This window comes from Prevotella sp. P4-98 (assembly GCF_002251405.1).
Lineage (GTDB): Bacteria > Bacteroidota > Bacteroidia > Bacteroidales > Bacteroidaceae > Prevotella.
The window spans coordinates 29,045-49,363 of sequence record NZ_NPJC01000057.1 but is presented as its reverse complement, the minus strand read 5'-3'; the positions used below and the strand labels follow the sequence as shown (position 1 = coordinate 49,363).

Sequence of the window (20,319 nt, the reverse complement as noted above, 5' to 3'; positions counted from 1 at the left end):
CATGTACGAAGGGTAGGATGATACGAGAGATGGCGCATCAGTTGTGACGTTACATCTTCCACGCATGAGCCGCCACAGAAATAAACGCTCATCAGCGAACGGACTATCTCGCTGAACTGATATCCGAAGATACTGCTGCATCTCTGACCCAGTGTTGAGTCGATAACGGGTGAAAGCATGGAGTCAAATTTCTCCATGATTGAAAAAATTCCTCCAAAAGGTGTGAGTTTCTCAGATTTAATTTGTATTTTTGCCATGTCATATTAGAGTTTTGCTTGTTTTCTTTTTGCAACACTAAGATAAGTGAAAATTCTGACATGGCAAAATCCTGGGCAACTTTTTGTTGCTCAGGAACTTATAAATAAAGTTAAATTATAGTGTTGCGGAATTAAGGATAATCTGTTCACATCGAGTAGCATAGTACTGGATAATCTTTTCTTTGGCTTTTTCAACGAAAGATGTAAATTGAGGACTATTAGTCTTCATCTTAGTAATCGCATTGATATACGATTTGTTTTCGTTGATACCAATACCTATTGCAGAGAAAGTATAACTCTCGAAGACTTTGTTCTCAATGATATCACCAATCATAAATGTAAAATCAATCTTTTGTGATACGCGTTGAGGTGCTCCTCCAATAATGTCTTTAGTGACAATAAAACTTTTTGCCGTGATTACAAATCTACCATTGGGGTCAGTATCTGCAATTCCATTAGCCGTTATCAACTGGTGCATTCTATTCTCCAATTGGCTGGCTGCTTCTTGAGGAATATCATTACGTTCTGGCTGTACAACAGAAATATAGATATCCCCAACCGAGGACTCTGCCATCGCTTCCATAGAAAAGCAACAGCCAAATAACATCATCAATATCAGGTGTCTTATTCTCATAATTATTTCTCTCCTAATACTAATATTGCTTCTCCTAAACCTCTTTGCATCACCTTTGCGGTAATATTATAAGGTGACTTTGCTAAGTACTTACGCAACAAGGTGGCGAAAGCACGAGCATCCATAGCATTACCACGCTCGTCTGTCAAAGGAATGCGGACCTGCTCAAACTGTGCAAAAGACTCTGTGCCGTCACTGAGATTGAATACGCCACCCACACAATTCTGCTTGAGCCAGTTTTGAATACAATCAGTCAGTTCTTCTCCGTCATATTCCGTTTCAAGGTCATTTTCCCAACTGTCCCAACAACGAACAGTAAGATTGATTTCACGGCCATTCTTCTTTTGGTCATCAAACCATTTGTCCATCTGTTTATCGAATGGTTTGACATTTTGCTGAACAGCCGCTGCCAATAAATCTGGTACTGAGCCTTGCCCTTGTGTCGATCCTGTTGATGTAGCAATACGTTTATTAGTATATGAATCAAAAGCTTCCAGCGTGAATGTTGTGGCATGGCCACCGCCAGAGCGAGACAAATCCCAAGATATCTGAATTAGGACATCACACTTGATACGCCTTTTCAACATATCTAAAGGACTTTCAACCAATGACGCACCACTTGACTTACTCAACGTAACATTATCTTCGGCAGTCATCGTGTTAATGCTCTTGATTTCTTGTTCAGCATCCTTAAGACTATATCCCATACCCGTCAGTATTTGGCCAATTTTACTTATTACAGGCCCTATTTCTGTATCTTCCATAAAAGCCTGCTGATAATTGGGGGTCTTTACTTTTGTTCCCTGATTATCGTAGGTTGTCATGAAATACCGCATCTCACACCAATGATCACTGGGGAGAATCATAATAGTTGGTTTCTTTTGTGCCATAGCTATAGATGACATGACAAAAAACAATAGTGTAATAGCAATTCTTCTCATACCTTCTTTATTTTTAGTTGTTTAGATCTCCTTTTTTAATACCCTATAAAACAATTGGTTTTGGCCACTATTATCATTGTCGCCAATTTGATTTTTATACATTAATCTGATTATTTCTTCTTTCTTGGAATAATCCTCGCCATTTCGAGTGTCAATCAACACAATAACATATAAAGAAGATTCGCTTTTCAAATCGTCCCATTTGCAGAAGTCGCATTTAACTTTTGAAACACTATCGGTTTCGTGTAAATATTTCAATTCAAAAGCAATGGATTCGCCAGAATACTTAAATCTCTTATGATTAATATACGGTGCCAGTTCGCTTTCTTTTAACAATAGGATATCAACTCGTCTGTCAACATCGGTTTTACCTTCCTCGTCAAAATAATGTGAGACTTGAGTGTGTACAGAGAAATCATGAGGATTACGACTGTCATCATTTATGGCCTTGGCTATGCAAGTTGAAAGCAGCCTTTCAAAATCAGATTCTGATAAAACAGCATTTCTGTTTGCTGAAATGATGGATTGACAGTCATCTAATGCATCATTAATTAGTTCTTTTAGTTCAAGTAGTTCCATAATCAACCATCATATAGTTATCGATAGCCACAACAAAAGAAGTGTGAGTCTGTCAGCTAATCTGAGTGATAGGCTCTCGACTGCCAGAAAGAACAGATTAAAAAAACAGCTCACACCCTTGTATGACGTAATTGGATAAATCAACTACTATCATAACCAAGGGAAGAACGTTTTTACCTTTCCATCTTTTTCTGAGAGTTGTCGAAGTTCCCAATATGGAAAAAGCTAAACGCTTCCTAAGTCACGACTGCAGCGGTCCTTCCGCCACGATGCAAAGATAAGAATTATTTAGCAAATAACGTTCATGTGAGCAGCATTTTTATTAAATTACACATTTTTATCCTGAATTCTTGCATTTTAACCATACTTTTTGGTAGATTTAACGAAATAGTGCACATAATGATTCCTCATACGAATACAGCAGAAGGGTGTAGCCTAATACGCACTTTGTGGCGGAGTGCCACACAAAGATGCTTATCTGCTTTCTGATGAGCAAGCTCAGCAGACATTGGGTTTTTGTTTCCCTGAATTGTTATTTCACAATAAGAAATTTTTAGAATGGGCCTCTCTGGAGATCAAGATGTACCTTTGCCCGCAAATTTCAAAACTAAACAGACATGGAAGTAATTTCAATTGGGCACAAGGCATTGACGTGTCACGGGGACTGGTCCATGGCATCACCCCCAACATGTCAAGAGGTCATTGACGTAACTTCTACAAGACCATTATCCAAAGACTTTGACGTAAAGAGGTTCGGACTCAATACAACAAGTCGCATAAAAGCGTTTGTCTTCAGGTTTGTCTCTATACCAGCCAAGCGGATCAGGACATCCAATGCCAACGCAATAATACATAGTAGTTTCTTCATATATTCAATCACTTTTGGGCAAAGACAGCGAAAATATATGAACCAGCCAAATATAGCTTAGTAAATTCAAATAAGTTTCAAGTTGCAAGTGGCAAATGGTGTAAGCCATGCCTATGCCTTTCCATTCCCCTCTACTCCTTCTCCATAATCTCCACAGGGGGGACGCCAACACTTATATCGAGCAGCGCAGCGGAATAGTTTTGTGGTATATTTCAGGAGGAAATACGTTAATCTTCTAAAATCTGTAATCAGTTACAACTTTTTTTCGTAACTTTGCCTCCCGATGAAGCATCTGAAAGAGATAATGATCAGTTTGTACCACCGTAAGTGGTTGAAATACGGCATCGTAACGATAGTCGCAATACTATTGCTGGGCGTCGTCGGCGAGAATAGTTTGTGGAATGTTCACCGCAATAAACGCCGTATCGTTGAACTGAAAGACGAAATCAAAGAATATACTGACCGATATAATAATGACCAGATGCAGATACGCCTGTTGGACAGTGACCCTAATGCAATGAGAAAGATAGCCCGTGAACGCTATTTTATGAAGGCTGACGATGAGGATATCTTTGTGTTGAGTGACGATCCGCGGACGCAATCACCATTTAATAGTAATAATGAGACAACTGAATAAGATAGAGAGCTACCTCCTTTTAGCAGGTGGTATGCTGATGGTGGTTGGCGCTGGCGCCAGCCTTTTTTTGCAGCCGTGGGCGGCTTATGCCTTTGCCCCCGGTGCACTTTTGTATGCTGCGATGCAGATGCAGCAGCGTTATGACGGAACCAATATCACTGTGCGCCGCCTTCGCCGCATCATGCTCATCAGCGATGTGCTGTTTTTGTTGGCAGGCTTGATGATGTTGGCCAATAATTCCAATTTCCTCGGTCTCGATTTCCTGGTCTATTTGCAATATGTGCACAACAACTGGATTGTTTTGGTGCTTTTGGGTGCCATACTGCAACTCTATACAACCCATAGAATAGCTCACGAACTGGAAAAAGAGGCAAAAAAACTCTAAATATTTGCACAAATATATTAAATTGCGCAAAAATATTCCGTGTTTTCATACCATCGTAGTACTTTTGTAGCAACAAACGAAATTGTCTATGAAGAAAATTCTATATACTCTTGCTCTTGCGGCCGCACTTACTTCGTGTGTCGGATCGTATAATGTGGAAGGTTCATCGTCGATTACCGCCCTTGATGGCAGTAAACTTTATCTGAAAGCTATCAAGAACAATCAACTGAAAAATCTCGACTCGTGTGAGGTGGTACATGGTGAATTTCACTTCTCGGGTACACTCGACAGTGTTCGCATGGCCAGTCTGTATATGGACGATGAGAGTGTGATGCCCATCGTACTGGAGAAGGGCGACATCGTAGTGAAGATTGAGGCTGGTCGCCAGATCGTAAGCGGCACTCCGCTCAACGATTCACTTTATGTGTTTATAGAAGAACACAACCGCTTGTCAAACCAGATGAACGAGCTCTCGCACAAGCAGAGTCAGATGTTGCTTGACGGTATAGACGAGGCAGCGATCAATGAGCAACTATCGTTAGAAGCCGCCAAGATAGCCAGCGACGAAGACCGTCTTGTCACCAAATTCATAGAGGCTAACTTTGATAATGTGCTGGGTCCTGGTGTGTTTATGATGATTACCAGCCAGTATCGTTATCCTATCCTTACCCCGCAGATTGAAGACTTGATGTCGAAAGCCACAAAGGTTTTCAAGGAAGATCCTTATGTCAAGAACTACTATAAGACCGCACAGGAAAACGAGCAACGCATGAATGGACTGGAAGAAGCGCCAACTCCTCCAGCCCCTCCTGCATCGCAGCAACCGTCAGCACGGCTGACTACTGTGCCACAAAAGTAACAGTATGAAAACAATCATATCAGGAGGAACCATTGTTAATGAAGGACGCGTATTTGATGCTGATATCATCATCAGCGACGGGCGCATCCTTGAAGTGACAGACCATCATCCCGAAGCATCGTATGACGAGTGTATCGATGCTTCGGGATGCTACGTATTACCAGGTGTCATTGACGACCATGTGCATTTTCGTGAACCCGGACTGACCGACAAGGCAGATATCGACAGCGAGAGCCGTGCCGCTGCAGCCGGAGGTGTTACTTCGTTTTTCGACATGCCTAACACCGTTCCGCAGACCACCACACCAGAGGCTCTTGCCGATAAGTTTGCACGCGCCAGTAAAGAAAGCCATGTCAATTACAGCTTCTTCTATGGTGCTACCAACGACAATGTAGATACTTTCAGTTCGCTCGATATCCACCGCATACCGGGTATCAAACTCTTCATGGGTTCTTCTACCGGTAATATGTTGGTAGATAAGCGAGCGGCCTTGGAGCGCATTTTTGCAGAGTCACCGTTGCCATTGATGGCACATTGTGAAGATACGCAAATCATTGACCGTAACATGGCGGAGGCTCAGCGCCTTTATGGGCCTGACCCCAAAGTGACACACCATCCAGAGATACGCAGTGAAGAAGCGTGCTACGAGAGTACCCGTCTCGCTGTAGAACTGGCTCGCAAGTATGATACTCATTTCCATGTGGCACACCTTACCACAGCCAAGGAACTGACTCTTATCGATCCTGTGGCTTATCCACATATCACCGCAGAGGCTACTGTGGCACATCTTTACTTCTGTGACCGCGACTACAATGCCCTTGGTACCCGTATTAAGTGCAACCCAGCCATCAAAACCGTTGGCGATCGCCATGCCTTACAACAGGCATTGACCGATGGTCGCATCAGTGTTATAGGTACAGACCATGCGCCCCATCTGTTGAGTCAGAAAGAAGGCGGATGCAAACGGGCTGCCAGTGGAATGCCGATGATACAGTTCTCATTGGTCACCATGCTCGAACTTGTCAATCAAGGCATACTCACCATCGACAGACTGGTGGAGTTGATGTGTCATCAGCCTGCGCGCCTTTTCAGCGTTCGTCAACGTGGATTCCTGCGTCCGGGCTATCATGCCGATATGGTATTGGTACGTCCCGATCATGCCTGGACGGTGACTCGCAACTGCATACAGAGCAAGTGTGGATGGAGTCCCATGGAAGGACACACCTATCTCTGGCAGGTGGAACGCACCCTGTGCAATGGTCATACGGTGTATGCCAACGGTAAGGTTGATACAGATTATATAGGAGAAGAGATTGCATTCCGATGAAGCTGACCTACGAGATAAGTGAGTTGGTGCCATACATCAATTGGATTTATTTCTATTATGCATGGCAGTTGCGCGATGCTGAGGCTCAACAGCGGCAACGCAAGGATGCCGAAGCCGTGTTGGCAGAACTCAACGGAAAGTATCAGGTCTATGCGCTCTTTGAACTGTTGGAAGCCAATGCCGATGGCGATGACATCATGGCAGGAGGTCATCGTATCCCATTATTGCGACAGCAGTCGGGCGATTGCCTGTGTCTTTCCGATTTTATCCGTCCGTCTTCGTCTGGGGTGAAAGACCGTATTGGTGTCTTTGCCACCAGTGTTGACCATGGTTTAGAGCGTGATTTCGATACCGATCCTTATATGAAAATGATGGTGCAGTTGTTGGCAGACCGATTGGCTGAGGCTGCTGCCGAGAAGATGCACGAGACGGTAAGACGCACCTATTGGGGCTATGCTCCCGACGAACAATTGTCGATAGACGAACTTCATGCCGAGCGTTTTGTAGGTATTCGTCCGGCTATCGGCTATCCGTCATTGCCCGACACGAGTGTCAATTTCGTGTTGGACGAAATGATAGACCTCAAGCAGATAGGCATCCGACTGACCGAGAGTGGGGCGATGAAGCCCCATGCCAGTGTAAGCGGACTGATGATTTCCCTGCCCCAAGCACATTATTTCTCTATAGGCCGTATAGGCCATGACCAGTTGGCTGACTATGCCAAAAGACGTGGACTTCCTGTCGAGGTAGTAAGAAAATTCTTGAGTTCTAATCTATGATGGCTCAATACGTTAATGGGATATTCCTGCTGATAGGTTTCGTCATTGCACCTTTGCTGTGTTATGGCGTCTGCCGCTGGCTGTTGCCACGACGCTGGCGATGCAAGATAGGCGTCGCTGGTGCGGCAGTGATCATCCTCTTGACTGCTTATGGCTGGACATTTGGTTCGCAACAATTGACAGTACGTCCTGTGACGATAGTCTGTTCCGACCTTCCCCAGGCCTTTGACGGCTATCGCATCGTGCAGTTTTCCGATGCCCATGTCGGAACGATGACGGGTTGGCGCAAAGCCATGCTTCAACGGGCGGTGGACAGTATCATGAATCAACGAGCCGACATGATAGTGTTTACGGGTGATTTGCAAAATATCGAATCACACGAACTCCCCGAACATCTTGCCCAGCTCTCGCGACTGAAGGCTCCCGATGGTGTCTATTCGGTTTTGGGCAATCACGACTATGCTGTTTATCAAAAGGCAGATTCGGCAACAAAAGCCGCCAACTGCCGGTTGACCTGCGAATACGAGCGCCGTGCCGGATGGCAACTGTTGCTGAACGAACACCGCACGATACGTCGTGGCAGCGATTCGCTTATCGTTGCAGGAATGGAAAATTGGGGTGTATCCAAGCGTATGCCCCATCGTGGCGATGTAGGCAAGACACTCGCCGGACTGCAGCGCAGTGCATTTGTTGTTATGCTCGAGCACGACCCGTCGGCTTGGCGCGCGCGCATACTGCCCGAATCATGGGCACAACTGACCCTTAGCGGACACACCCATGGCGGTCAACTTCGATTGTTCGGGTGGTCACCTGTATCCTTCACATACGATGAGTGGGGAGGTCTTTACCATGAAGGCCGTCGCCACTTGTTTGTATCCACAGGACTTGGCGGACTCATTCCTTTCCGCCTTGGCATATCAGGCGAAATAGTAGTAATCACATTAAAGAAAACACTATAAATGATGAAATACCTTTATCGTATATACCAAATCCTGGTAGCACTTCCCGTTACTGTGCTGATGACTATATGGACAGCATTTCTTGTTGGCGCAGGTTGCACATTAGGCAATGGTCACTATTGGGGCTATTACCCCGGTCGCTGGTGGGCAAAAGTCATTGCCCGCATATTCCTGTTGCCCGTCACTATAGAGGGACGTGAGCACTTGGAACCCAACCAGTCGTATGTTTTTGTTGCCAACCATCAGGGTGCTTTCGACATTTTCCTCATCTATGGCTTCCTTGGCCGTAATTTCAAATGGATGATGAAATATCAGTTGGGCCGCATTCCTTTTGTGGGCTATGCCTGCAGAAAGTCTCACCAAATCTTTGTAGATAAGCGCGGTCCGAGTCATGTGAAAGCCACCTACGACAAAGCACGCGAAACCTTGCAGCATGGCAATTGTAGTGTTGTGGTATTCCCTGAAGGTGCGCGTAGCTTCACCGGACACATGGGTAAGTTTAAGAAAGGTGCATTTGCATTGGCTGATGAACTCCAGTTGCCAGTAGTTCCGCTGACTATCAATGGTTCTTTCAATGTCATGCCTCGCATGAAAGATTGTCATTTTGCTACATGGCATCCGCTCAAACTCACTATCCATCAGCCCATTTATCCTATTGGACAGGGTTGTCAGAATATTCAAGCCACGATGCACCAGGCCTATGATTCGGTGATGTCGTCATTGACTCCAGAATATCAGGGCTATGTGGAAAATCCCGACCAATAGTCTTGAAGCGACTGTTTGACATCAAATCAGTAACGCGCAGGCGGAGACCCATAAAATTTGATTTTTAAAAAGATATTCGATCACTCGACTACCAAATGGTAAGCGTATCCGCGATGCTCATATATAGCCATCAAGAATTAAGAATATTGCTCAGAAATAAACTGAGCAATTTTCTTTTGATAACGTTTGACAAGGGTATTGCCCAACATTTGACAAAAGTATGATCCAACGTCTGACACAAGTATAAGTGATATTTGCCAATAGGTTGCAGAACGTGTGTAACAAGCAGAGACAAAGGCTGTTGGTGCGCTTTAGATGGTGTGTGGGTGAGCAAATCAAATTGATTTGCTGAGGAAAACAAATTGATTTGCTGAGGAAAACAAATTGATTTGCTCAGCAAAATAAATTGATTTGCTGCCCCAAACAATATTGATAGGGTAGTTATGGGGTATGTATAGATTTGCTTTCGCTATCGTTTTTTGCTAATTTTGCAGTCATAATTAACTCATATCATTTAAACACACGAAGATTATGTGAAAACTTAATTTTTGGTAGTCTATAAGTATAAGTCAATCCCACCTTTCGGTATGATGACCGATGGGTGGGATTGCTTTGCTGTTATCAAACAGATGTGATGGGAATGTGGTAATCCGTATTGGGTTCGATGTCGAAGCATCGGTTGCCAAGGTATAGTCGCCCGCGTCCTTTATCACTTCTGATGCAGACATAATGGAGTTCCATCCGGATATGAATAATGCCATTTGGCGTGGGCACGCGACCCTCCATCCATTCCAAATCAGCCAAGTTGGGGCGTGCTTCCCATGTTGCATAACCCGGTTGGGTGGGCTGTATGCCGAGAAAATAACGCCCTAACAGATAGACTGGCGACGCTCCCCAAGCATGACACAGACTCTTACCGTAAGGGCGACCATACATCGCCAGATGTTCTGTGCCTTGTTCAGAAGGAATGTATTTTTCCCAAAACGAAGTGGCACCTTCTCGAAGCATACCACCCCAGTAGTTGCGTATCTCTTGTAAAACCTGTGTTTGCCTGCCCATCATGCACAGTGCCTCCAGTTCGTAAAAGCGCATATAGGGTGTGGTGATAGGATCTATTTTATTGTTTTCCATCACGCTGTCCACGATATTGCGCTTCGTAGCATCATCTACAATATCGTAGAGAACGGCAAACATATTGGGAAACTTCGTAATCTGATGGTTTATCTCGCCTTCTTCAATGGCATGTTCCCAAGCCTGCCGATCATCGTTCCATAAGAGTTTTCGGGTCTTGCAGATCACATTTTCAGCCAGTTGCTGATAGGGGTCTGTCTGATGGAGTAGGGTAGCACAGGTGTGCATGGTCATCAGAGCCTTGTAGAACAATATCTGTTCGAAAGCCAACACCCCTCGTTTGTGCATGGGGAAATCCACCCAATCTACAAAAATCCAGTCGTCTGCCTTGCCTTCCACCAGTCCATCGCTATTGGTACGCTCTAAAACATAGTCCATGAGTGTGCACATCTTCGGATACATCTCGCTGATGAAAGTGAGGTCGCCCGTATATTGGTAATAGTCAAGAATGGACTTAAACCAATAGAAGGTGTAGTCCATAATGGTATTGATGTGTGCAGTGACAGGGTCTTTGCCCCGTAACTGACGGATGGTGCGCTTCACACATTCGGTGTCGAAACGCAGATAATAGTTCATCAGATAAGACTGTATGGCATCGCCCGACCATGTCCATCGGTCGCGTTTGATACCATCCAAGAAAAATTCGCGTGTGGTGAGATCCATCGTGTAAGCGCCCACTTCCCATATCTTGTTGAGCAGTTTGTCGGAACAAGCGAATGTACCGCTGTGGCTTTCGTCATACGGTGCATATTCATAGTCCATCGATAAACTGTCGTAATGGCTATTGTCTGCAGTTTCCACATAGACATAGCGGAAAGCCTTGCTACCCAGTTCTTGATGGGTCGATACGACGTCGAGCGTTTCGCAGTGGTCTTTGTCGAGTGCTTCCTCACGACTCTCACCATAGTATAGATGTGCCACACCGACCAGTCCAGACAGACGGACGTAGCCGAAAGTTTCCCGTCCGAAGTCGTAGAGCATGCCTTCGCCAATACTTTCTTGTGCTACAGGTTCTTGTCGTAGTGTAGGCAGACGGTAGGCAGACGGTGGAGTGTCCATGCGGTCAAAGTTCCATTGCGCAGCCGGAACATAGATTCCAGAACCGTGAGCTACTCCGTTTTCATCAATCCATATCTTATCTTCATAGGTAGCCAACCATGATGAATTGCTGTGTATGGTCATACCTTTGATGAAGAGTGCGGGTGGGGTAGATTGATTCCACACCTTGAAATTCAGTCGGTGGGCTCCTGCCGGAATCAGAAATTCATCAGGCATGCCAAACTGCAATTTGCCATCGAGCATGAAGTTGAACAGTCCTTCAGCCTTGATGTGGATGGTTTCTGACTCTGCCAACTCTACGTTAGTTGAAAACTCTACCGTGGGCCAATGGGAATCCTGCTTCCAGAACGGAGGAAACATAGCACCCCGTTCTGTTCGCCGGTTATTGAATTGATTGCCGAGCCACACTTCAAAATCACCAGGATACCATATCCATGTGGCGTGCGGCATAGGGTTAGATGTCATCGCCATAGCGTTCGTGTGTGATTTGTTCAAGTGATTTTCCTCTTGTCTCAGGTGCACCGATAGTACCTATGAGCAGTGAGATGACAAGTAGGGCAACCATGCAGTAGGCAGCTACGGTAAAGCCTTCGCCATGTTCACCATAGATATATACGAAGCACAGGCCCCATACTGCCGACAGGCTACGAACGATGAAGAACATCACTCCTTGTGCTGCGGCACGGTATTTGGCAGGGAACAATTCTGATGCCCACAACGCATAGAAAGCCTGTGCAGAGAAACCAGCCTGTATGCCCCACAATACGGTATAGATAATCAATCCCCAGATGCTTGTCACCCCTACGGTAATAACCATTCCCCATGCAGCAATAGCAAATATGCCGCCCATGAAGAACAGCCAGCGCTGATTGACACGATCTACAAGCATGGAGAAGATGAAAGTGGTGATGATAATCAACGTCCATTGGCCTACGGTCAATAGGTTGGCATCGGCATTAGACAAGCCACCGGCTGTCTCGAAAATATGGGGTTGGAAGAATCCCATCACCGATGCCACAAGATTCCAAGTGAGATACATGCCAGCAAGGAATGCGATGGTCACTATGTTGACACGGTTGGTCAACAAACTGGCAAATGAGAATGCCGAACCCACTGAAGGTTTCTCTTGTTCGCGTTCCTGTGCGGCTTTCCATTCTGCCGACTCGTCGAGCTGGCGCTGCAAAAGCCATGCTACCAGTGCAACGAGAAACAATGAGGCGAATACGATACGTGAGCTATACACGTTGAGCTCGGCTCCGCTACCCGTTACACCAAACATGGCAGCCAGTTCTTCTACCATATAAAAGCAGATTCCTTCTGTTCCTGCACCTGCTGTGGGTGGCGCCAAAAGGGTTCCAAACAGCAGGATAAAAGTAGGACCTACACCCCATGCCATCTGTGAAATGCCGATGTTGCGACCTCTGTTGCCTATCTCGCTACTCTCTGAGATATAGGTCCATGAGGCAGGCACTCCCACACCTACGCTGACACCGGTGATGAGAAATCCTGTCAGCAGCATGGGAAAATTGGTGGACAGGAGAATGAGCAACACACCGGTCATATATACCAGCATATTGTAGGTGTATATCACTTTTCTGCCATATTTATCGGCAAGTACACCGCCGATAATGGCACCAATGGCTGCTCCCAGACAGTTGGCACTGATGGCATTGAGCCATCCGAGATGACCTTCGGTCAGTTGCAAATAGTCTTTCCAGAGTGTCAGTCCTGCGGCTCCAGCCACAATGGCTCCCGCATCGAGATAGTTGGTCAGTGATACAGCGATAGTACTCTTTAAACTGTTTTTCTTGTTCATTGTTTCGAAGTGTTATAAGTGTTTGTTATTGGATTTACTATTAGTTTTTGGCACATCCAGCAGACAGTTTGATGGATTCGCTTACTGATGGACCGTTGTTCTCCCATGTGTTGCCCGGTCCACAGGCATTCTTCAGATATTTCTCTTCTGGTGTCCAGTTGTTGCGCAGGGTGATATGGCTTGATCCTTCATCGGTATAGAGATAGAACCAGTGGGCAGGGTCGTGTACGTAGGAAGGGCGTGCAATGTCGCGCACTACATTCTCTTCAATGATAGTGCCTGGTTGGTTGCCCAGGGTATAGATGCCTGCACAGTCGTACATGTGTTGGGCATAATTATAAATGAGATTGCCTTTCACTCGGTTGTTGCCCATGCAGGTGCGGTTGCGATTCCATCCCCATCCCAGCGAGATACCGGTGTATGAGATGTCGTGGATGGTGTTGTGTTCGATATTCATTCCGTTGACATATCCGGCGGCAATAGCCACACAGCCCCAGTCTTCATTGGTCACATCATAGAATTCGGACTGCGCTACCGTTTGCATGCTACATACTTCTCGTTGGTCCATTGGCTTGTAGGGCCGGTGGGTCTCCAGTCCTTCAGGTGAGAACGAACCGCAGACCAAACCGTTCATGGCAATATCGGTAAATACACATTGACTGACACGACCGCCCTGACAGCCGATTTGATAGTCGAGACCAGAACCTCCCAGATGCTCAAAGCGGCAGTCGCTAAAACTAATATCATCGCCGTGATAGATTTCTACAGCAGCGGCTGCACGTCCCAACCATCCTTGGTTGTCGAGCTTGTGGTTGTTGGGACGGTCAATCTGTGGTCGCAGTTTGTAGGCTTCAGTCAGATACATTCCTGCCTGCAAGGGCACATGACCTTGTGTTGACGGACGCAACCATGTGGTATGTGAGAAGTTGATACCCTGGATTGTGATGTTTTCCACTGGATGTTCGGCAGTGCCAACCACGCGAAACAATGTTTCCAAAAGGGGAATGGTGGCTTTCAATGACGAGGCAGTCTCGCCCTGTCGGGGCATGTAGTAGAGTTTGTGGGTCTGTATGTCGTGATACCATTCACCGGGCTGGTCAATGAGTTCTTTGGCATTGGTCAGATAGAAAGGTGATGGATGTTTGGTGTCGGGTGTCATGGGCGAAGGCCAGGGGTGCTCAAACTGCAAGCGTGCTTCGGGTTGGTGAAAGGTGACAGCTGCAGAATCGCCCTCATAGCGTATGGATTTGATGCGGAGATTTGAGGTGCACCACATTTCATGAAGCACCATTTCTGCATGTGACGCCTTGGCTATGCGTTGTGCTGCCTGTCGCGGAATCCACAACTCTTGACGTTTCTTGTCGTAGGTCATGATGCGGTTCATCTGCTCAAAGTCTGCCACATCGCGTGCACGAACAGCTTTCTTGCCGTTGGTCCACAACTGTCGGAAATCGATGGGGCGACCGTTCACTTCGGGAACATCTGCCACAAGTAGTTTCCCTTCCCGTTTCCATACGGACAGGTTGAGACCTCCACTGATGGTAGTTCCTTTTCCAGTGATGGTCAGATGGCTGTCTTCTGGTCGCAGGGTGATGGGTTGGTCAATATAGTAGGTGGTACTATCAGCCAACTGCAGTGTGACATTGAAGGCTTGTCCCAACCGATGCATCTCTCTGGCTTGTCTGATGGCATCTGTCAACGACTCGTTTTTGCCTACTGCGATATGGGCTGTTTGTTGGCGGTTGACAGGTGCTGTACGGTCCAGCGGCAACCAGATACTCATATCTGTTTTGCCTCTGTTGTCCCATGCATAATATGGAATCAGACGGATCTTGGCAGTCTTTGTGGCTGGTTGTGTGATTTCTCGGTAAAGGGTATTGTTGTTCCATGCTTCGCCTTGGCGCAACAAAGCCTCTCCTTCCAAGGCTGTCACTTCATGACCGTCGATGGTCATCTTGACGGGAGTCAGTAGGATGTCAGCGGGAATGATGATGTCGTTGATGTGATGTCCACCCTCAATATCGTTGCTTTCCAAACAATATACCAATGGACCATACATGATGGCTACTTGGTTTTTATTTTCTTCAACCAACGGATTGCTTTCCATCAAGCGTGGGCGCAATGGAATATTGATGCTGACAGTCTGTGATTTCTTTTGGTCTATAGCTACTGCCGTGTAGCTGTTGGCTGTAGCCTGTTGACCGTTTATCGTGGCAGACTTTGCCCATGACGGCATGCGTACCATCAACGTGTGGATGCCTTTAGCCTGATGGATATGGAGGTCTATCTGTCCGTCGTAGGGATAAGCTGTATGCTGTTCGATGTCGATACGGTCGGTTTTCAGACGATTTTCACCAAAGAGATTGACATAAAGTGTATCGCCTTTTACAGCATAAGCATATTCCTGAGCTTCGCATAGTGTGCGCAGGGTGTTGGGCGGACAACAGAAACACGATATGTATTCCTGTCGCTCTTTGGGCCAGCGCATGGTGTAGGGGAATGAGGCGGTGCGACGCAGTGCCTCGGTATAGAAGAAACGCTTGCCGTCGAGCGATATGCCACTGAGAATACCATTGTAGAGTTCGTTCTCCACATTATCTATATATTTGGCATCGGCAGTGTTTTCAAACATACGCCAAGAGAAAAGCAGTTGTCCAATCTGGGCACATATTTCGTTGTGGGCAGCCTCATTGGGCAGCTGAAACTGACGACCATAAGCCTGGTGTATCTGTTGGATGCTGGGCTGATCGTAGGTTGTGCCATCGGGCGATACTCCATCGTAGAGCGCTCCGCATCCTCCCATGATATAGATTTTATGCTGGATAATGTCATCCCAGATCGCTGTCAGGTTCTTCATCAACTGTGCCTCTCCGGTCTCGGCATAGAGGTCTGCCACACCTGCATAGAGATAATTGGCACGTACGGCATGTCCCATGGCTTCATATTGTTGACGGAAAGGTATTCGATCTTGGTTGTGGTCTTCTCCGTTTTTTACCGAATCGCGTATGGCAATAAGCCCTTTGGCGAGTTGCAGATACTTTGGATTGCCAGTGGCACGATACATTTCTGCGGCACCCATATAGTGTGACGGACAGATGGCGTTGCGCGATAGTTCGGCGGCATCGTTGGTAAGAAAGTCGTAAAGGAAGTCGGCTGCTTTCTGTGCGCAGTTGAAAAGTGTCTTCTTTCCCGTTGCTCTCCAGTGTATGATACCTGCTGTCATCAGATGTCCCAGGTTGTAGGTTTCGAAATTCAGCCTTGAGGCAAAGGCCTTTTTATGGTCGTTGCCTATTTCAATGCCGATATTGGTATGGTCGCCAGCATGTGAGTCGATGCCGGCATTACGTTCTGAGATAACTACTGGTGTGTGGATGTAGCCATCGTTGCGCTGTGCCAAAGCTACCTGTTGGATAAACTGATCCATCAGTTCGTCGAGCTTTTTATCCTTGGTCACAGCATAGACAGCAGCGCAAGCTTCCAGCCATTTATACATGTCGCCATCGTGGAATGGCGGTCCATGGTGTACTCCTTTGACGGTTCCTGCTGCCACTTCAAAATTTCGAAAGCCGTGAGAAAGATCGGGGTTGTTCCAAGTGTTCCACATGTTCCAAATACCGGTTGATGCAAAAACATTGAAACGGTCTCCCCAAAAACCTCCTGTCCATCGGGTAGCACCAATAGGCAAATTATGGGCATGGGTTTGCTGGCTGTTGCGTGTGTCGGTCAGTCCTTGTGCCTGTATGGCCATGGTGCATCCTGTCAAGAGGAATGCACAAAGCGTTTTCTTCATATACTTGTTTTTTTGTCAGTCTTAATATCTATTTTATATTTAAGACGGACAAAGGCTTGTTTTGTCGTCAGACAAACATCAAAGAACTCATCACTAAGTCGCTTACGAACAGTCCGCGACGGGTAAGATGCAGGTGATGGTCGGTAAGCTCCAGCAGGCCATCGCTTAAAAACGGTTGTGCTTCTTGGAGACAATATTGACGATGTTGCGGTGTGAGGATGTTAAGATCGAGTCCTTCGCAGGTGCGAAGGGCCACGGTGATGCGGTCGTTGTAACGGGTATCTCCGTCGATGGACTCACTCTCAACAGGCAAATACCCATTCTCTATACTATCGATGTATTGTCGGATATCTGCCACATTCCATAGACGTTCATAAAGATTGAAGGAGTGGGCGGCGGCTCCTAATCCAATATATGGCTTTTCTTGCCAGTAACTGCTGTTGTGGCGCGACCGACGTGTGGGTTTTGCGAAATTGCTAATCTCGTAGTGCTCAAAACCTGTTGCGGTCAGACGGTCTATAAGACGCTCGTACATCTGTCTCGACAGTTCCTCATCAATTTCTTCCACTTCACCGCGTTGCATCATGCGATAGAGTGGGGTACCTTCCTCATAGGTCAGGGCATAGGCCGATAAGTGTTCCACATTGAGTGCAATGGCTTGGTTGATGTCATCGTCCCATTCTGGTAAAGTCTGCTTGGGGAAACCGTATATCAAGTCGATACTGATATTGTCAATACCCGCTTGCCGTAGTAGTTTGACCGCTGTACTTACTTGACTGGCTTTATGGTGACGGTGAAGAAACTGCAATCTATGGTCGTCGAAGGTCTGTACACCCATACTCACCCGATTGACAGGAAGTGACTTCAGTGCTTCTGCCAATTGTGCTGTCACATCATCAGGATTACATTCGATGGTCACTTCCTCTAACTGGAGGCGATACACCTTTTTTATATATGAGAACAACTGACGTAGTTGTTGGATGCTGAGTTGGCTCGGTGTGCCTCCACCCAAATAGATGGTAGTGATGGTTTCTTCGGTAGGACGAAGTGACATCTCTTTGCATAGCGCATCAACATAGCGCTGCTGCAGGTCAAGACCAACAGTAGAATAGAAACCGCAATAGATACAACGGCTCGCACAAAACGGAATATGCAGATATAAACCAGCCATAATGGGTGCAAAAGTACTAATAAAGTTTAATATTTAAAAGCAAACGCTTGTTTTTCGCAGATAATTTCATAACTTTAGCCTCCGATAACTTAAAACGTAAAAACCTAATAAAACTATAGTCCTATGAAAGTTTATCAGACTAACGAAATTAAGAACATTGCACTGCTCGGCAGTGCGGGTAGCGGCAAGACCACCCTTGCCGAGAGTATGCTTTTCGAAGCCGGTATTATCAAACGCCGCGGAACGGTAGAACAAAAGAATACCGTTAGCGACTATTTCCCTGTTGAACAGGAGTATGGTTACTCGGTGTTTCCAACCGTCTTCCATGTGGAGTGGAATAACAAAAAGCTGAACATTATCGATTGTCCAGGTTCTGACGACTTCGTCGGAGGTGCTATTACCGCCCTCAACGTTACCGATCAGGCTGTGATTCTCATCAACGGACAGTATGGTCCAGAGGTTGGCACACAGAATGCCTTCCGTTATACAGACAAATTAAACAAGCCTGTTATCTTCCTCATTAACCAGTTGGACCGCGAACATTGCGACTTCGATTCGCTGTTGGCCAATATGAAGGAGATTTATGGCGACAAGTGTGTGCCTGTGCAATATCCTATTGCCACTGGTCCTGGCTTCAATGCAGTAATTGACGTGCTGCTGATGAAGAAATACTCATGGAATCCCGAAGGTGGTGCACCAACCATTGAAGACATCCCCGCAGAGGAGATGGATAAAGCAAAGGAAATGCATGCTGCCTTGGTAGAGGCTGCCGCTGCCAACGATGATACACTGATGGAGAAATTCTTCGAGAGTGAATCACTGACAGAAGATGAAATGCGTGAAGGTATCCGCAAGGGACTTGTTACTCGCAGCATCTTCCCTGTGTTCTGCGTTTGTGCAGGCAAGGATATGGGTGTACGCCGCTTGATGGAATTCTTGGGCAATGTAGTACCTTTTGTTAGCGAAATGCCTAAACTGCACAATACACGTGGTGAGGAAATTTCTCCAGATACCGCAGGTCCTACTTCTATCTATTTCTTCAAGACTGGTATGGAACCGCATATTGGTGAGGTGTCTTATTTCAAGGTAATGAGCGGAACACTTAAGGCTGGTGCAGATTTGCAGAATGCTGATCGTGGCTCGAAGGAGCGCATTGCTCAGATATATGCTTGTGCAGGAGCAAACCGTATTGCTGTTGATGAAATGCACGCTGGTGATATTGGTTGTACCGTCAAACTGAAGGACGTGAAGACTGGTAACACACTCAACGACAAGGATACCGACAATCGTTTTGATTTTATCAAATATCCAAATCCTAAATATTCACGTGCAGTTAAAGCCATTAACGAGGCAGAAACCGAAAAGATGATGGCAGCCCTGACTAAGATGCGTCAAGAAGATCCTACATGGGTGGTTGAGCAGTCAAAGGAATTGCGTCAGATTATCGTTCGTGGACAGGGTGAATTCCACCTACGTACACTGAAATGGCGTATGGAAAACAACGAGAAGATCAAGATTGAGTATATTGAACCGAAGATTCCGTATCGTGAAACTATTACTAAGGCTGCACGTGCCGACTATCGTCATAAGAAACAGTCGGGTGGTGCCGGACAGTTTGGTGAGGTTCACATGATCGTAGAGCCTTATGCCGACGGTATGCCTGCTCCTACAGTATTCAAATTTGGCGGTCAGGAATATCGTATCAACGTCAAAAACCAGGAAGTTGTTGACTTGGAGTGGGGCGGTAAGCTCGTATTCATCAACTCTGTAGTAGGTGGTGCTATCGATGCTCGTTTCATGCCTGCAATTCTCAAAGGAGTAATGGAGCGTATGGAGCGTGGACCGCTGACAGGATCTTATGCTCGTGATGTACGTGTTATTGTCTATGACGGAAAGATGCACCCAGTAGATTCTAACGAACTCTCATTTATGCTTGCAGCTCGCAATGCTTTCTCGGCTGCGTTCCGTGAGGCAGGACCAAAAGTTCTTGAGCCTATCTATGACCTTGAGGTATATGTACCAGCTGACTATATGGGTGATGTCATGAGTGACCTGCAAGGCCGTCGTGCACTTATTATGGGTATGGACAGCGAAGCTGGTTATCAGAAGCTTTCTGCTAAGATTCCTTTGAAGGAGCTGAGTAACTACTCTATAGCTCTCAGTTCTATCACTGGCGGTCGTGCTTCGTTCACCACTAAGTTTGCGTCATATGAGCTTGTTCCGAATGAAATTCAGCAGCAGCTTATCCAACAGCATGAGGCTGAAACTAAGGAAGAAGAATAATATTCTAACGGATATAATAAGTTTTTATAAGAACAATTAATCAGCGGATACTGCTCTTGAATGGGAGTAAGTCCGCTGT

General features: G+C 46.2%; 15 protein-coding genes and 2 pseudogenes. 9 read left to right on the top strand and 8 right to left on the bottom strand.

Annotated elements, in window-relative coordinates; all coding sequences use genetic code 11:
• From CIK96_RS08530 to CIK96_RS08515, 4 genes and pseudogenes are all read right to left on the bottom strand, one after another.
• Nucleotides 1–257, bottom strand: a pseudogene (locus CIK96_RS08530) (IS1380 family transposase); the annotation flags it as partial.
• A 115-nt stretch (nt 258–372) separates the two neighbouring features.
• Entirely contained in the window at nt 373–891 is a 519-nt protein-coding gene (locus CIK96_RS08525; protein ID WP_094440337.1) for a hypothetical protein, read from the bottom strand.
• 2 nt (nt 892–893) lie between these two features.
• On the bottom strand, nt 894–1,832 hold the full coding sequence (locus CIK96_RS08520; RefSeq protein WP_216820944.1) for a DUF6175 family protein: 939 nt from the start codon (nt 1,830–1,832) through the stop codon (nt 894–896).
• Between the two features lie 21 nt (nt 1,833–1,853).
• Entirely contained in the window at nt 1,854–2,411 is a 558-nt protein-coding gene (locus tag CIK96_RS08515; protein ID WP_094440336.1) for a hypothetical protein, read from the bottom strand.
• A 706-nt stretch (nt 2,412–3,117) separates the two neighbouring features.
• On the opposite strand from CIK96_RS08515, the pseudogene CIK96_RS13510 reads away from it, so the two are divergent.
• The 8 genes and pseudogenes from CIK96_RS13510 to CIK96_RS08480 form a co-directional block, all read left to right on the top strand.
• Nucleotides 3,118–3,340 (top strand): annotated as a pseudogene (locus CIK96_RS13510) (hypothetical protein); the annotation flags it as partial.
• A 222-nt stretch (nt 3,341–3,562) separates the two neighbouring features.
• Complete coding sequence (locus CIK96_RS08510; protein ID WP_254046345.1) at nt 3,563–3,916, top strand: septum formation initiator family protein; 354 nt, start codon at nt 3,563–3,565, stop codon at nt 3,914–3,916.
• Nucleotides 3,900–4,301 carry a hypothetical protein gene (locus tag CIK96_RS08505; RefSeq protein ID WP_094436385.1) on the top strand — a complete coding sequence of 134 codons (402 nt, stop codon included), beginning with the start codon at nt 3,900–3,902 and terminating at the stop codon, nt 4,299–4,301. Before CIK96_RS08510 ends, CIK96_RS08505 begins: the two co-directional genes overlap by 17 nt.
• Before the next feature lie 88 nt (nt 4,302–4,389).
• Nucleotides 4,390–5,160, top strand: a complete 771-nt coding sequence (locus CIK96_RS08500; RefSeq protein WP_094440335.1) for a DUF4369 domain-containing protein — start codon at nt 4,390–4,392, stop codon at nt 5,158–5,160.
• Nucleotides 5,161–5,164: 4 nt separating this feature from the next.
• A complete protein-coding gene (locus CIK96_RS08495) occupies nt 5,165–6,487 on the top strand; it encodes a dihydroorotase (RefSeq protein ID WP_094440334.1) in 1,323 nt (440 codons plus the stop codon).
• A complete protein-coding gene (locus CIK96_RS08490) occupies nt 6,484–7,266 on the top strand; it encodes a vitamin B12 dependent-methionine synthase activation domain-containing protein (protein ID WP_094440333.1) in 783 nt (260 codons plus the stop codon). The genes CIK96_RS08495 and CIK96_RS08490 overlap by 4 nt, the downstream gene beginning before the upstream one ends.
• On the top strand, nt 7,263–8,225 hold the full coding sequence (locus tag CIK96_RS08485; RefSeq protein WP_094440332.1) for a metallophosphoesterase: 963 nt from the start codon (nt 7,263–7,265) through the stop codon (nt 8,223–8,225). Before CIK96_RS08490 ends, CIK96_RS08485 begins: the two co-directional genes overlap by 4 nt.
• A gap of 3 nt (nt 8,226–8,228) precedes the next feature.
• Nucleotides 8,229–8,990: a 1-acyl-sn-glycerol-3-phosphate acyltransferase gene (locus CIK96_RS08480; RefSeq protein WP_094440338.1), complete on the top strand. Its 762-nt coding sequence runs from the start codon at nt 8,229–8,231 to the stop codon at nt 8,988–8,990.
• A 621-nt stretch (nt 8,991–9,611) separates the two neighbouring features.
• Here the strand turns inward: CIK96_RS08480 and CIK96_RS08475 are convergent.
• From CIK96_RS08475 to hemW, 4 genes are all read right to left on the bottom strand, one after another.
• A complete protein-coding gene (locus CIK96_RS08475; protein WP_094440331.1) occupies nt 9,612–11,651 on the bottom strand; it encodes an amylo-alpha-1,6-glucosidase in 2,040 nt (679 codons plus the stop codon).
• Nucleotides 11,635–12,996 carry an MFS transporter gene (locus CIK96_RS08470; protein WP_094389635.1) on the bottom strand — a complete coding sequence of 454 codons (1,362 nt, stop codon included), beginning with the start codon at nt 12,994–12,996 and terminating at the stop codon, nt 11,635–11,637. Before CIK96_RS08470 ends, CIK96_RS08475 begins: the two co-directional genes overlap by 17 nt.
• Nucleotides 12,997–13,036: 40 nt before the next feature.
• The gene (locus CIK96_RS13715) at nt 13,037–16,786 is read right to left on the bottom strand and encodes a beta-L-arabinofuranosidase domain-containing protein (RefSeq protein WP_371592558.1); all 3,750 of its coding nucleotides are present in this window, start codon (nt 16,784–16,786) and stop codon (nt 13,037–13,039) included.
• Nucleotides 16,787–16,853: 67 nt separating this feature from the next.
• A complete protein-coding gene (gene hemW, locus CIK96_RS08460; RefSeq protein ID WP_094440330.1) occupies nt 16,854–17,957 on the bottom strand; it encodes a radical SAM family heme chaperone HemW in 1,104 nt (367 codons plus the stop codon).
• A 123-nt stretch (nt 17,958–18,080) separates the two neighbouring features.
• Here hemW and CIK96_RS08455 point away from each other — a divergent pair, with 123 nt between their 5' ends.
• Nucleotides 18,081–20,240 (top strand): translation factor GTPase family protein, encoded by a 2,160-nt coding sequence (locus CIK96_RS08455; RefSeq protein ID WP_094440329.1) that lies wholly within the window; start codon nt 18,081–18,083, stop codon nt 20,238–20,240.
• Nucleotides 20,241–20,319: the final 79 nt, after the last annotated feature.